This window comes from Acrocarpospora pleiomorpha, assembly GCF_009687885.1.
GTDB lineage: Bacteria > Actinomycetota > Actinomycetes > Streptosporangiales > Streptosporangiaceae > Acrocarpospora > Acrocarpospora pleiomorpha.
This window is the reverse complement of record NZ_BLAF01000058.1, coordinates 1-13,562: the sequence shown is the minus strand read 5'-3', so window position 1 is coordinate 13,562 and position 13,562 is coordinate 1. Positions and strand designations below refer to the sequence as shown.

12 protein-coding genes and 3 tRNA genes are annotated in these 13,562 nt (G+C 68.5%); 10 read left to right on the top strand and 5 right to left on the bottom strand.

All coding sequences use genetic code 11. From position 1 onward, the window contains the following. Positions 1-80 precede the first annotated feature (80 nt). A complete protein-coding gene (locus tag Aple_RS38380) occupies positions 81-731 on the bottom strand; it encodes an O-methyltransferase (protein ID WP_155349673.1) in 651 nt (216 codons plus the stop codon). Positions 732-954: 223 nt separating this feature from the next. Between Aple_RS38380 and cimA the strand changes: the two genes are divergently transcribed. Next, positions 955-2,529 carry a citramalate synthase gene (gene cimA / locus Aple_RS38375; RefSeq protein WP_155349672.1) on the top strand — a complete coding sequence of 525 codons (1,575 nt, stop codon included), beginning with the start codon at positions 955-957 and terminating at the stop codon, positions 2,527-2,529. Here the strand turns inward: cimA and Aple_RS38370 are convergent. Then, positions 2,526-4,154, bottom strand: coding sequence for a heparinase II/III domain-containing protein (locus tag Aple_RS38370; RefSeq protein WP_246265041.1), 1,629 nt, complete (start codon positions 4,152-4,154; stop codon positions 2,526-2,528). The genes cimA and Aple_RS38370 overlap by 4 nt on opposite strands. Positions 4,155-4,302: 148 nt before the next feature. Between Aple_RS38370 and Aple_RS38365 the strand changes: the two genes are divergently transcribed. Further along, complete coding sequence (locus Aple_RS38365; protein ID WP_155349670.1) at positions 4,303-5,073, top strand: fumarylacetoacetate hydrolase family protein; 771 nt, start codon at positions 4,303-4,305, stop codon at positions 5,071-5,073. Next, entirely contained in the window at positions 5,066-6,436 is a 1,371-nt protein-coding gene (gene gltX, locus Aple_RS38360) for a glutamate--tRNA ligase (RefSeq protein ID WP_155349669.1), read from the top strand. Before Aple_RS38365 ends, gltX begins: the two co-directional genes overlap by 8 nt. Positions 6,437-6,481: 45 nt before the next feature. Here gltX and Aple_RS38355 read toward each other — a convergent pair whose 3' ends face one another. Continuing rightward, the gene (locus tag Aple_RS38355) at positions 6,482-8,461 is read right to left on the bottom strand and encodes a M3 family metallopeptidase (RefSeq protein ID WP_155349668.1); all 1,980 of its coding nucleotides are present in this window, start codon (positions 8,459-8,461) and stop codon (positions 6,482-6,484) included. A gap of 161 nt (positions 8,462-8,622) precedes the next feature. Between Aple_RS38355 and Aple_RS38350 the strand changes: the two genes are divergently transcribed. From Aple_RS38350 to Aple_RS38330, 5 genes are all read left to right on the top strand, one after another. After that, positions 8,623-8,694 (top strand) — tRNA-Gln (locus Aple_RS38350). Between the two features lie 26 nt (positions 8,695-8,720). Next, positions 8,721-8,796, top strand: a tRNA-Glu gene (locus tag Aple_RS38345). 68 nt (positions 8,797-8,864) lie between these two features. Next, positions 8,865-8,940: transfer RNA gene (locus Aple_RS38340), tRNA-Glu, on the top strand. A gap of 92 nt (positions 8,941-9,032) precedes the next feature. Beyond that, a complete protein-coding gene (locus Aple_RS38335; RefSeq protein ID WP_155349667.1) occupies positions 9,033-10,010 on the top strand; it encodes a TlpA disulfide reductase family protein in 978 nt (325 codons plus the stop codon). Positions 10,011-10,055: 45 nt separating this feature from the next. Further along, on the top strand, positions 10,056-10,556 hold the full coding sequence (locus tag Aple_RS38330; RefSeq protein ID WP_155349666.1) for a PaaI family thioesterase: 501 nt from the start codon (positions 10,056-10,058) through the stop codon (positions 10,554-10,556). 8 nt (positions 10,557-10,564) lie between these two features. Here Aple_RS38330 and Aple_RS55800 read toward each other — a convergent pair whose 3' ends face one another. Next, on the bottom strand, positions 10,565-10,693 hold the full coding sequence (locus Aple_RS55800; RefSeq protein ID WP_281361654.1) for a hypothetical protein: 129 nt from the start codon (positions 10,691-10,693) through the stop codon (positions 10,565-10,567). A gap of 119 nt (positions 10,694-10,812) precedes the next feature. Here Aple_RS55800 and Aple_RS38325 point away from each other — a divergent pair, with 119 nt between their 5' ends. Next, entirely contained in the window at positions 10,813-11,088 is a 276-nt protein-coding gene (locus tag Aple_RS38325) for a Rossmann-fold NAD(P)-binding domain-containing protein (protein ID WP_155349665.1), read from the top strand. A 120-nt stretch (positions 11,089-11,208) separates the two neighbouring features. Then, positions 11,209-11,337 (top strand): hypothetical protein, encoded by a 129-nt coding sequence (locus Aple_RS56475; protein ID WP_155349664.1) that lies wholly within the window; start codon positions 11,209-11,211, stop codon positions 11,335-11,337. 78 nt (positions 11,338-11,415) lie between these two features. On the opposite strand, the gene Aple_RS38315 is transcribed toward Aple_RS56475, so the two are convergent. Further along, positions 11,416-13,119, bottom strand: coding sequence for a hypothetical protein (locus Aple_RS38315; RefSeq protein ID WP_155349663.1), 1,704 nt, complete (start codon positions 13,117-13,119; stop codon positions 11,416-11,418). Between the last annotated feature and the right edge of the window lie 443 nt (positions 13,120-13,562).

Here is a 13,562-nt window from a genome sequence, read left to right as displayed (position 1 = left end):
ATTCAAAAGCTCGCCCATCGATCGCTTCGCCCCAGGCAGGTGACTCGCTTCAACGGCGCCGGGCTCCTTTTGAATTACCTTCAATGTTTGCGGATCAGGGTCAGCCCGTCCGCGATCGGGAGCAGCACGGAGTCGACCTGCGGGTCGGCGGTGACCAGGTCGTTGAAGGCGCGCATGGCGGGCACGTTCCCGCCCGCCCGCGCGTCGGCGATCCGCCCGCCCTGCAGGGTGTTGTCCGCGCAGATCAGCCCACCGGGCGCGAGCCGGTCCACCAGCTCGTGGTAATACCCGGCATATCCGGGTTTGTCGGCATCGATAAAGGCGAAGTCGATCGGCTCGTCCTCCGGCATCGCCTCCAGCGTCTGCTGCGCCGGGCCGAGCCGCAGCTCGATGCGGTCGGTGAGCCCGGCCTTCTCCCAGTAGCGCCGGGCCACCGCCGTCCACTCCTCGCTCACGTCACAGGCGATCAGCTTGCCGCCCGGCACAAGCCCGCGCGCGATGCAGATCGACGAGTAGCCGGTGAAGGTCCCCACCTCGACCGCCAGCTTCGCCCCGGTCAGCTGCACCAGCATGGTCAGCAGCGTGCCCTGCTCCGGGCTGATCTGCATCCCCGCGTTCCCGCCGGTCAGCGCGGCCGTCTCCACGGCCAGCTCGCGCAGCGTCTGATCGGGCTGGGTGGCGTGCGCGGCCACGTAGGCGGGCACCGACGGATCCTGGTAAGACGCCTTCATAACGCCCACCCTAGATCATGTGTGCGTCTCGAATGCTGAGATCAATGTGTCGAATCTCGAGTCGTGTGGCAGACTCTGGAGCACCATGACTTACCGTCTGCTCATTATCGGCAGGCGCGCTGGCTGACCAAGGACACCGCCAGCGCGCAGACCTCTCACGCCCGTGAGGGGTCTTTTTGTTTGGGGACATGCTGGTAGGACCTCCCAAAGGAGACGGAACCCAATGGCTGACGACGCTTTCCACGTGTACGACACCACCCTGCGCGACGGCGCGCAGCAGGAAGGCCTGAACCTCTCGGTCGCCGACAAGCTGGTCGTCGCGCGGCACCTGGACGGCCTCGGCGTCGGTTTCATCGAGGGCGGCTGGCCGGGCGCCAACCCCAAGGACACCGAATTCTTCCGGCGGGCTCAGACCGAGCTCGACCTGAAGCACGCGCAGCTCACCGCGTTCGGCGCGACCCGCCGGGCCGGGGTGAAGGCGGCCGACGACCCCCTGGTCGCCGCTTTGCGCGAATCCGGCGCGCCGATCGTGACCTTGGTCGCCAAGAGTCACGACAGGCACGTTGAACTGGCCCTCCGCACGACCCTGGAGGAGAACCTCGCGATGATCCGCGACACGGTCTCCCACCTTCATGCGGAGGGCCAGCGGGTTTTCCTGGACGCCGAACACTTCTTCGACGGCTACAAGTCCAACCCGGCGTACGCGCTGGAGGTCATCCGCACCGCCGCCGAGGCGGGCGCCTCGGTGATCGCGCTGTGCGACACCAACGGCGGCATGCTCCCCGACGAGCTCGCCGACGTGGTGCACCACGCGGTCCAGACCTCGGCCAGGATCGGCATCCACTGCCACGACGACACCGGCTGCGCGGTCGCCAACACCCTCGCCGCCGTCCGCGCCGGCGCCACCCACGTGCAGGGCTGCGCCAACGGCTACGGCGAGCGCTCCGGCAACGCCAACCTGTTCACCGTGGTCGCCAACCTGCAGCTCAAGCGTGGCTACGACCTGGTGCCACCGCAGTCGCTGCGGGACATGACCAGGATCGCGCACGCCATCACCGAGGTGACCAACGTCACCCCCAACTCCCATCAGCCGTATGTCGGCGTGTCGGCGTTCGCCCACAAGGCCGGGCTGCACGCCTCCGCCATCAAGGTGGACCCCAACCTCTACCAGCACATCGACCCCGCCGAGGTCGGCAACGACATGCGCATGCTCGTCTCCGACATGGCCGGGCGCGCCTCGGTCGAGCTCAAGGGCCGCGAGCTGGGCTACCAGCTGACCGGCGACCAGGCGCGCCAGCTGGTCGACCGGGTCAAGGAGATGGAGTCCCGGGGCTACACCTTCGAGGCCGCCGACGCCTCCTTCGAGCTGCTGCTGCGCGACAGCGTGCACGGCGAGCGCCGTCGCCACTTCGCGGTCGAGTCGTGGCGGGTCATCGTGGAACGCCGCCCGTCCGGCGAGGTCGCCTCCGAGGCCACCGTCAAGCTGCACGCCAAGGGCGAGCGCATCGTCGCCACCGGTGAGGGCAACGGCCCGGTCAACGCCCTGGACCGGGCGGTCAGGGCCGCGCTCGAGGGCATCTACCCCGAGCTGACCGCGGTCGAGCTGATCGACTTCAAGGTCCGCATCCTGGAGGGCACCCACGGCACCGACGCGATCACCCGGGTGCTGGTCACCTCCAGCGACGAGACCGCCGAGTGGGCCACGGTGGGCGTCGACGAGAACATCATCGAGGCCTCCTGGCAGGCCCTGGAGCAAGCCGTCACCTTCGGCCTGCTCCGCGCGGGTTACACGCCCTAAACCAGGTCCTTACCGGACATCTTGAAGGTGGCCGGGCCGTTAGAGGTGCGCACGATGACGGTCCGGCCGGAACACGACACGTCCGGCTGGTCGGTGCCCGGCACCACCAGCGTGAGCAGCGCCTTCGCCGACGGCGACTGCACCACCGCCGCCGCCTCCTTCTTCATGTACGACCCGGAGATCCAGCCCTGGTACGGCGAGGTCTGGCCACGCACGATCTTCTGCCCGCCGACCGGCTTGCACCCCGGCAGCGCCAGCTGCACGATCGACGCGCGCCAGGTGCCGTCGCTCACCACGACCTTGCCGCCCGCGTTGGAGGCCACCTTCAGCGCGGGGGCGAGGTGCCACAGGTTGCGTACCTTGCCCGAGCTGACCGTGTCGTACACGGCCATGACGTCCTCGTCGTGGTTGACCAGCACCGCGCGGGTCCGGCGGGCGCCGTAGGCGGTGTCGGTGACCGTGAACGACTGGCGGTCCTTGCCGATCGACTTCTTGGTCAGCGTGGACGCCACGCCGCCGCGGAACCGTTTCCCGGACACGATGGGCACGTTGTGCGCCTCCGGGGTGATCGTCCAGCGGCGGTAGGGCGTGTTCTCGTAGGAGTGGAAACCCGCCTCGGTGAGCAGGTTGCGGCCCTGCGCGTAGTACGTGACGCCGAGGTGGTCCTCGTGGCCGTGGAACTTGAGGCCGGGGCCGTACCGGATCGAGTAGTAGGCCGACTCCTTGGAGTCCCACTTGGTCCGGCCGAAGACGTAGCCGGCGCGATAGACCTGCACCAGCGAGTCCGGGCGGTCGAACGCGGCCGGTTGCACGTCGGCGGGGCCGTCGCCGATCGGGACCAGGTAGCCGTCCGGCTGGGTGGCCGCGCTGATGTGCTCGGGCAGCAGATCCCAGCGTTTTGCCAGGTCGGCGGGGACCTTCAGGCCACAGTCCTTGATCTTGTCCATGGCCACGCGAAGCCGGTCGTGGAAGTAGACCGCGTAGCGGGGAGCCTGCTCGCGCAGCGCGCCCTGGGAGTCCACGTCCAGCGTGGTGGTCTTCACCATCCGGCGGATGGCCTGCGACCGCCAGGCCTTGTTGTTATAGCGGCAGGCGATGCCCAGCAGGCCGATGTCCTGGTCGAGCCCGTGGTTGTGACCCCACTCGTAGTGCTTGTCGTTGGCCAGGATCCGGGCATGCTGCGACAGGCTGTCGCGCAGCCACTTGTCCGGCACATGCTTGCTCAGGCACACCAGCGCGGGCGCACGCAGCGCGACCGGATGCTCGGCCCAGGAGTAGTCGGCGCCGCCCCCGGGCGGGTTCTTGGCCACCCAGTCCTTCGCCACCTCGGTCGCCCTGGCCAGGTAGGCGGCCTTGCCGGTCGTCTCGTAGTCGGCGACCAGCCGCCCCATCCAGCGCAGCGAATGGAACACCATCTGCCAGGACCGGTTCTTGTACGGATTGAGCTTCCAGTTCACCTTCTCGCCCACCTGAACCGCGGGCAGATCGAGGAACGACAGCTTGCCCGCCATCACGTCCTCGGACGTGGGCGTCGCGGGCAGCCAGTCACCCTGGCACTCCAGCGTTCTGGCCGCGTACGCGGGCCGCGCGGTCAACAGGCTCCCCGCCAGGAACAGGATGAACACGCCAACAACTCTGGTACGGCCGGGCACACCTGTTCCTTCCATAACGCTGGGGGGCGCGGATCATGCTGGCTGAACCCGGCGATCCGGTCAAGTAACTGCACAATTTTCTCAGGCATCACACGGTGGGCCGTACCACTAGCCTGGTGAGGTGCGTATCGCAAGGTTTTCCACGGGCGGCGGCGTCGCGTTCGGAGTGGTGGAAGAGGGCGGGCAGATGCTCGCCAAGATCGACGGTCACCCGTTCGGCGGGATCCAGCTGACCGGCGAGCGGTTCCCGGTGGCCGAGGTCAGAATGGTGGCGCCGATGTTGCCCAGCAAGGTGGTCGCGATCGGGCGCAACTACGCCGATCACGCCGCCGAGATGGGCAACGACGTCCCGACTGAGCCGATCATGTTCATCAAGCCGTCCACCTCGGTGATCGGGCACGGCGAGGCCATCATGTATCCGCAGGGCCTCTCCGAGCGCGTCGACTACGAGGGCGAGCTGGCCGTGGTCATCGGGCGGCTGTGCCGGGAGGTGCCGGTCGAGCGGGCCAAGGACGTCATCTTCGGCTATACCTGCGCCAACGACGTCACCGCGCGCGACCTGCAGAAACGGGACGGGCAGTTCACCCGGGCCAAGGGCTTCGACACCTTCTGCCCGCTCGGGCCGTGGATCGAGACCGACCTGGACGCGACCGACCTGGCGCTGACCACCTCGGTCAACGGGGAGCTGCGGCAGAGCGGGCGAACCTCGCAGCTGGTGTTCGACATTCCCGCGCTCATCGCCCACGTGACCGCCGTGATGACCCTGCTGCCCGGCGACATCCTGCTCACCGGCACGCCCGCCGGTGTCGGGCCGGTGCTCCCGGGGGACGAGGTCAGCGTGGGCATCGAAGGCATCGGAACTCTCACCAACAGGGTGATCACACGTGACTGACGTACGGGTCCGCTTCGCTCCGTCGCCGACCGGCATGTTCCATGTCGGCGGCGCCCGCTCCGCGCTGTTCAACTGGGCGCTGGCCGAGCAGTCCGGTGGCCGGTTCGTCCTGCGCATCGAGGACACCGACGCCGCGCGCAACCGTCCGGAGTGGACGGCGGGCATCATCTCGGCGCTGGCGTGGATCGGGATCAGCGGCGACTCGCCGTACTTCGAGGGGCCTTACTTCCAGTCGGCGTACGAGGCGCAGCACCGGGAGGCCGCCGCGCTGCTGCGCAAGGACGGCCGCGCCTACCACTGCACCTGCACCCGCGAGGACGTGAAGGCGCGCACCGGCTCCGAGCACCAGGGCTACGACGGCCACTGCCGCGACCTCGGCCTGACCGAGGGCGCGCTGCGCTTCCGCACCCCCGACGAGGGTGTCACAGTGGTGGAGGACGCGCTTCGCGGCACGGTCGAGTTCCCCAATGACGCGATGGAGGACTTCGTCATCGCCCGTGGCGACGGTTCCCCGCTGTTCGTGCTGGCCAACGTGGTGGACGACGTGGAGATGCGGATCACCCACGTGGTCCGCGGCGAGGAGCACTTCTCCAACACCCCCAAGCAGCAGCTGCTCTGGCGCGCCCTCGGCCACACCCCGCCCATCTGGGCGCACCTGCCCGTCATCGTCAACGAGAAGCGGCAGAAGCTCTCCAAGCGCCGCGACAAGGTCGCCCTGGAGTCCTACCGCGACGAGGGCTACCTCGCCGAGGCGATGGTCAACTACCTGATGTTGCTCGGCTGGGGCCCCGGCGACGACCGCGAGATCATGCCGTGGTCCGACATGGTCCCGCTGTTCTCGCTCAAGAACGTCAACCTCTCGCCCGCGTTCTTCGACGAGAAGAAACTCCGCGCCTTCAACGGCGAATACATTCGCGCCCTCCCGCTCGACATCTTCATCGACCGTTGCGCCCCCTGGCTCGACCCCGCCTGGGACCGCGAAACCTTCACCCGAGTCGCCGAACTAGCCCAAACCCGCGTGGCCGTCCTCTCCGAAATCACGGCCAACGTCGACTTCCTCTTCCTCCCCGAGCCCATCCACGACCAGCCCTCCTGGGACAAGGCCATGAAACCGGGCGCCGCGGACATCCTCTCCGGGTACGCCTCCCGCCTGGAGACCGTCAACTGGGACCCCGAATCCCTGAAAACCGCCCTGGAAGAGGTGGGCGCCGAACACGGCCTCAAACTCGGCAAGGCCCAGGCCCCCGTCCGCGTCGCCATCACCGGCCGCACGGTCGGCCTCCCCCTCTTCGAGTCCATCGAGGTCCTCGGCCGCGAACGCACCCTCGACCGCCTCCACACCGCCTTGGCCAAGCTGTCGTGACCTGATCACCAGCGTGAACGGTGTCGTTCACGCTGGTGGGGGGTTTCAGAGGAGGCCGCGGCGTTCCAGTAGGGGCTCGATTCGGGGGTCGCGGCCGCGGAAGGTGCGGAAGGCGGTCATGGGGTCGACGCTGCCGCCCTTGGAGAGGAGCCGGGTGCGGAAGCGGTCGCCGTTCTCGCGGCGGAGGCCGCCGTTCTCGGTGAACCATTCGACGGTGTCGGCGTCGAGGACCTCGCTCCAGATGTAGGAGTAGTAGCCGGCGCTGTAGCCGCTCGCCCAGATGTGGGCGAAGTAGGTGCTGCGGTAACGCGGCGGGACGGCGGCGAGGTCGACGCCCGCGCGCCGCAGGGCCTCGGTTTCGAAGGTTTCGGCGTCGCCGGACTCGTAGTCGGTGTGCCAGGCCCAGTCGAGCAGGGTGGCGGCCAGGTATTCGACCGTGGCGAAGCCCTGGTTGAACTTCTGGGCTTCGAGCATGCGGTCCACCAGGTCGCGGGGCATCGGCTCGCCGGTCTCGTGGTGCTTGGCGTAGTTGGCCAGGATCTCTGGGTGGGTGGCCCACATCTCGTTGACCTGGGACGGGTACTCGACGAAGTCGCGGGGCACCGACGTGCCCGAGAAGCGCGGGTGGTGGACGTCGGAGAACAGGCCGTGCAGGGCGTGGCCGAACTCGTGGAACATCGTGTTGACCTCGTCGAAGGTCATCAGCGTGGGTTCGCCCTTGACGATGTTGAGGTTGTTCACCACGACCGGGCGCGAACCTTCCAGGCCGGACTGCTGGACCAGGCTGTTCATCCAGGCGCCGCCCCGCTTGGAGGCGCGGGCGTGGTAGTCGCCCAGGAACAGGCCCAGCGGGGAGCCGTCCTCGTTGAAGACCTCCCAGACGCGTACGTCGGGGTGGTAGCCGTGGAGGTCGGGGCGGGCTTCGAAACGCAGGCCGTACAGGCGGGAGGCGGCGTAGAAGACGCCGTCGTGCAGGACGCGGTCGAGTTCGAAGTAGGGGCGCATCTGGGCGCTGTCGATGGAGTAGCGCGCTTTGCGTACCCGTTCGGCGTAGAAGGACCAGTCCCAGGCTTCGATCGGGGATCCGGCTTCCGCCTCCAGGGCCTCCTGCTCGCGGCGGGCGTTGGCGACGGCGGGGGTGACGAGTTTGTCCAGCATCTCGGTGACCGCGCCGGTCGTTCCGGCGGTCTGGTCGGCCAGGACGTACTCGGCGTGGTTGCGGTACCCGAGCAGGCCCGCGCGTTCGCGCCGGAGCGTGGCGATCCGGGTGATCAGCTCGGCGTTGGCCGCGCCGCGGCCGACGGAGGCCAGGTGTACGCGCTCGCGCAGCGCCCGGTCGGTGAGCGAGCTGAGGGCGGGCTGGCCGGTGGGGAGGACGAGCGTGATCAGGTACTTGCCGTCCAGGCCGCGGGCGGTGGCCGTCTCGCGGAGGCCCTCGATCGCGTCCGGGGTGAGCCCGTCCAGCTCGGCCGCGTCCTCGACCACGACGGCCCGCTCGTTGGTGTCGTTGAGCAGGGTCTGCTGGAAGGTGGTCGCCAGCGAGGACAGCTCCTCGTTGATCGCCCGCAACCGCGCCTGCTGGGTCTCGTCCAGCTCGGCGCCGGACCGGATGAAGTCGGTCAGGTAACGATCCAGCAGCCACTGCTGGGTGGAATCGTCGGTGGTGATGGCCTTCAGCCGGGCGTACAGGCGGGGGTTGAGGTTGATGGAGTCGCTGTGCTTGGCCAGCTTGGGGGTGATCTCCTGCTGGATGGCCTGGATGCCCGGTGTGGTGTCCGAGGAGGCCTGGTTGAAGAACACGGTCGCCACCCGGTCGAGCATCCGCCCTGACAGTTCGAGCGCCTCCACGGTGTTCTCGAAGGTCGGCGGCTCGGGATCGGCCGCGATCGCCTCGACTTCCGCGAGGTGTTCGGCCATGCCCTGCTCGAACGCAGGCGCGTAGTGCTCCTCCCGGATCTCGCGGAAGGGGGGCAGCTGGTAGGGCAGGGCGCTGGGGGACAGGAACGGGTGGTCAGCCGGGGTCATCGGTGGCGGCTCCTCACGGTGGTCGGATTCGTACAGGTTCGCACAAGCCGTGAAAACGACGCGATCGCCATGCTCGCGGGAATCGTTTTGGTGGTGGGTCTCTGACTGGGCTATTCTTTCGGAGTCCGCACGCGAACCTCTGCGAGAGGTGAGCGAGTTGATGGGGTATGGTGTAATTGGCAGCACGACTGATTCTGGTTCAGTTAGTCTAGGTTCGAGTCCTGGTACCCCAGCTGCATCTCAGCAACACACGGTGCATGGTCCCGTCGTCTAGTGGCCCAGGACGCCGCCCTCTCAAGGCGGTAGCGGCGGTTCGAATCCGCTCGGGACTACCAAACCTCTCTAGAGAGGTTTGCGCAATGACTTGAAAGCTTGCAAAGTTTCTTGTCAGAACGAAAAGCTTGGCTCCGTCGTCTAGTGGCCCAGGACGCCGCCCTCTCAAGGCGGTAGCGGCGGTTCGAATCCGCTCGGGGCTACCAAGCAGGACCCCCCACCCGCTGGGGGGTCTTTTCGTTTGTCTTCCGATTGGACAGTGCTACTATCGAAAGTGTCACTATCTAATGGAGGGGCGATGTACACGCTGCTGGCAGACGGACGAGAAGAGACCATCCCGGGAGCCGTGATCCCGCACGGTGTTCCCGTGCTCGGGTGGGAGCGCAAGCCGCACGGCTGGTGCCGGGGCGACGCGTGCGTGCCCGCCTTCCGCGCGGCCGCCGCCGAGACCCCCGCAGGGGTGGACCTCGCCGCTTTCGCCGAGCTCCTCGGCCGGCTGGCGGTCGTCGACCCTGACAACCGCGTCATCGCCGTCGGGGAGACCCAGGACCTCGCTCCCGACGAAGCCCCCGATTTCACCCTCGACGGGCTGACCCTGAGCGATCTGACCGGCACCAAGGTGGCGCTGGTCTTCTGGGCGTCCTGGTGCGGCTGCCGCTACGACCTGACCGCCTGGGACGACCTCCACCGGGAACTGTCTCCCAACGGGTTCACCGTGCTCAGCGTCTCGCTGGACCGCGATCGCACCGATGCCGCGCCCTGGATCGCCGACCTCACCCACCCCGCGCTGATCGACGCCGACGGCACGGTCGCCGAACGCTACAACGTGATCAACGTCCCCACCGTCGTCTGGATCGACGAATCCGGCCGGATCGCCCGCCCCCAGGACTCCATGACCGCCACCGACACCTTCCGCGAACTCAACGGCCTCTCCTCCGAAGCCGCCACCGCCGCCCTGCGCTCCTGGGTACACACCGGCGACCCCGGCCTCACCCGCGACTCCGTCCGCGCCCACCTCCGCGCCCCAACCCCCGACGAACGCCGCGCCCGCCTGCACGCCCGCCTCGCCACCTGGCTCTTCCGCCAATCCCGTACGGCCTCCGCCCGCGACCACCTGGCCACCGCCGCCCTCCTCGCCCCCCACGACGTGGCCATCCGCCGCGGCCTGATGCCCCTCGACGGAGTAGACCCCTTCGGCGACGCCTACTTCAAGCTCCGCACCGAACTGGAAGCCTCCGGAACCCCCATCTACCGCCCCCTCCCGGACTGGTCATGAATCCCGATTTGCGCTCAACGGCAGCTGGGTTCGAAAATTAGACTCATGACGACGACGATGAACTCGCGCACACACTCGTGGGCGCCGCCCACCGTCCTCCCGGCCCACTTCGCCGACCTCACCGGCCTGGAGTTCCTCCAGGCGATGCTGGACGGCAAGATCCCGCCCCCACCCATCGCCGGCACCCTGGACTTCACCCTGACCAGCGTCGAGCCCGGCATCGCCGTCTTCGAAGGCCAGACCGGCGAACACCAGTACAACCCCCTGGGCACCATCCACGGCGGCTACCTCGCCACCCTCCTCGACTCCGCCCTCGGCTGCGCCGTCATGACCACCCTCCCCGCAGGCCAGGCGTACACCACGATCCAACTCAACGTGAACATGACCAGACCAGCCTTCGCCCACACCGGCCCCCTCCGCTGCGAAGGCAAAACCCTCCAGGTCGGCCGCACCATAGCCACCGCCGAAGCCAAGATCACCGGCTCAACCGACGGCAAACTCTACGCCCACGCCACAACCACCTGCGCGATCTTCCCGCTCCGCTAGCCGAGCCGTCAGGCACCGAGAAGATCGTGCAAATACCAGCCGTCATTGTCGGCGAGGCGCAGCGAGAACTCCGCGCGGCTGGCCAGATCGAGCGGGGCGATACCAGAGACGGCATGCCCGTGGGCGAGCCGGTCCAAGGCGGCGCCAACGAGCGGACCAGCGGTTCGCACGGTAGCCGATGGATCGGGTGGAGCCGCCGTGGAGAACGATGTTCCGCTGCCGGTACAGGCGGCGGAAGGCGCCACGCAGGTAGCCATTGACCCGGCGGAGGGTCCTCTTCGCCCCCGTCGCGAGCACCCCCGAGCAGGCCGCGCGCCCATCGCTGTACGCCGCCACCTGCAGCGGCCTGGACAACGGCACGCTCATCGGCCCGACCGGACTCATCGGAATCAAGGGCGTACCCGGGCCTCGAAAGGTCCCCGCGGCCCTCGCCGACGAGGCCATCGGCCTCCGGGTGTGGGAGGCGTCGGAAAGGCTCACCGCCGTCCGCTACCTACTCAACCGGCGCGCCGCGCCCGCAGGCGATCAGTAGGGCTCGTCCACATGCTGCGGCTCCCTCCCCACCCACCACCTGTCAGGAGTAGCGGGCCATGACCAACCCCTCTTCGGTCTCGGCGGCGACCTTCCCATCGAACGCGTCGGGTTCGGCGCGATGCGCCTTCCTCAAGCCGACTGGAACGGCCCGGCGCGGGACACGGAGGCCGGCCGCACCGTCCTGCGCCGTGCAGTCGAACTCAGCGTCAACCACATCGATACCGCCGACTGCTACCGGAACGTATGACTACGCATGATCACGTCTGGCTACGCGTGACTGGTGTTCACGGCGATGGCCGAGTGCGAGGCTCGGCCATCTGTGTGGTTACTGGCCGGTGGAGCGGGCCTTGAAGAGGGCGCGTTTGGCGGCTTTGGTGACTTGTTTGTCGGGGTGGGCGTCGCCGATGGCTTCGAGGAGTTCTTCGACGTGGGGGTGGCGGACCTTCCAGATGACGTCGAGGAGGCCGATGAGGTCGGTGGCGGGGCCGATGTCTTCGAGGCTGCTGACGAATTCCGGGCGGCCGAGGCCGGCGGAGATGGTCCACATGTCGAGGATCAGCCAGTGGGTGTCGGCCTGGGTGGGTTCGGGGGCGTCTTCTACGTCGAGCTGGGTGAGGTGGGTCGCGGCGTAGGGGCGCAGGGAGGGTTCCTTGAGGGCCTCCAGCCAGGCGGGGACGGCGATCTCGCCGAGAGAGCCCACCATGCTGGCGGCCTGGACGCGGACGAGGGCGTCGGACTCGTCCTCGACGGCCGCGGCGAGGAGTTCGTGGGCGGCGGTGGCGGGGTCGCGCAGGCGCATCCAGGCGGCGAACTCGGCGTCGGCTTCCTCTTCGGACATGTCGGCGCTGGCGGAGAGCAGGTCGTGCGCGGTCATCGCGTCGATGGCGGTTCTGGCGTCGACCTCGATGTCCTCGTCGTCGACCAGGTGCACGACGCCCTCGACGCCGAGGGCGGTGAACGCGACCTCGTCGGTGTCGGTGACCTCGACCATGCCGTACCCGGTGAGCCAGCCGAGTGGGGAGGCGAGCGGGTCGTCGGTGGCGGACCAGGCGTCGGCGCCCAGGTCATCGTATTCGGCGACGGCTTCGGCGAGTTCGGCGCGGAGTTCGGCGAGGGGTTTGCGGAGGCCGCTGACCAGGACGCGGACCAGGAGCTCCCGGGTCAGGCCAGACAGGGCCAGGGTGAGGTCGTCGTCGTCGAGTTCCGGGTCGCCGTAATCGATCGAGTGCAGGCCCAGCATCCAGGCGTCCAGCACGTCCTCGTCGTCCTCGAACGGCCAGGCGGCGGTGTCGGAGTCGACGCTGACCGTGTCCTCCCCGTCGGGGGTGAGGAACTCCAGGTCGATGGCGAGGTTCCAGAGGTTCCACAGCTTCTGCGGCTCGGTCAGCCCGAGCGCGCCGAGCGCCTCGCGGATCTCGCTCTCGCTGAGCAGGGTCTCGGCGCCGACCTTGCGCTTGACGCCGACCCAGACGGCCAGGTCGCGGGCCTGGGCGATCAGCGGGACGGTGCGGGCGGCGGCGGCCAGCTCGACGTCGGGGCGGAGCCGGATGGTGGGCAGCTCGGCGATCTCGTCGGCGAACGGCTCGAAGTCGCCGAGGCTCTCGTCCTCCTCGACCTCCTCGTCCTCCTCCTCGTCCCAGTCCCGCTCGGCGAGCGTGTCCTCCATCTTGTCGACGAACTCCTCTTCGAGTTCGTCCAGCTCGGCGAGTAGCTCCTCCAGCGAGTCCGAGCCCTTGGTGAGGCGGCCGGTCTCGGAGAGGAACGTCAGGTACGCGCGGACGGCGGGCAGCATGCCGTCGGCCGCCTCGTCGGGGTCCTCGACTACCTGGGGCATTCGTTCCAGCAGGACGGTGCGCAGATCGTCACGCCGCCACCGGCCCACGTCGTCGCTCGCGGTGAGCCGGTGCCACAGCGCCGCCGGGCCCACCAGGTCGGGGTCGTTGCCTGGCGCGTGGGACGGCGCCCAGAGGATGAACTCCTGGAGCAGGGGACGCAGTTCCGCCGCGGCCGCCTCGATGCGATCTGTCACCCCGCCAGCCTAGGGCTAACAGGGCACGCACTCTAATCGGTTAGCCCCTCCGGCCCGGGGTTCTGATCAACTTGACACGAACGTGTATCGCCGGGGTTGGGTGTGGGCTAGTGGAACTCCCACCCACCTAGCCCTTTTGACTCCCCTCGGGCTCTACCCGCCCCAGACAGCGCCGTGCTTTCCCCACCCGAAACGACTACGGCACCGTGGCTTCGGCCTTGTTTTCGGTCGGTGTGGTTCTCCCACCCACCCAGCCCGCTTGTTCCTTCTCGGGCTCCGCCCGGCCCCGACAGCGCCGTGGTTGCCGCATGGAAACGAGAGCCATGGCGGCGTGAGTGTTTCTCCCGCGCGTTGCCCTTCTTGGGCTCCTCCGGCCCCTTCCCTAGGCTCCGCCTGGCCCCTTCCCTAGGCTCCGCTTAGCGCTGGCGGGGGCGGGCGGAGCC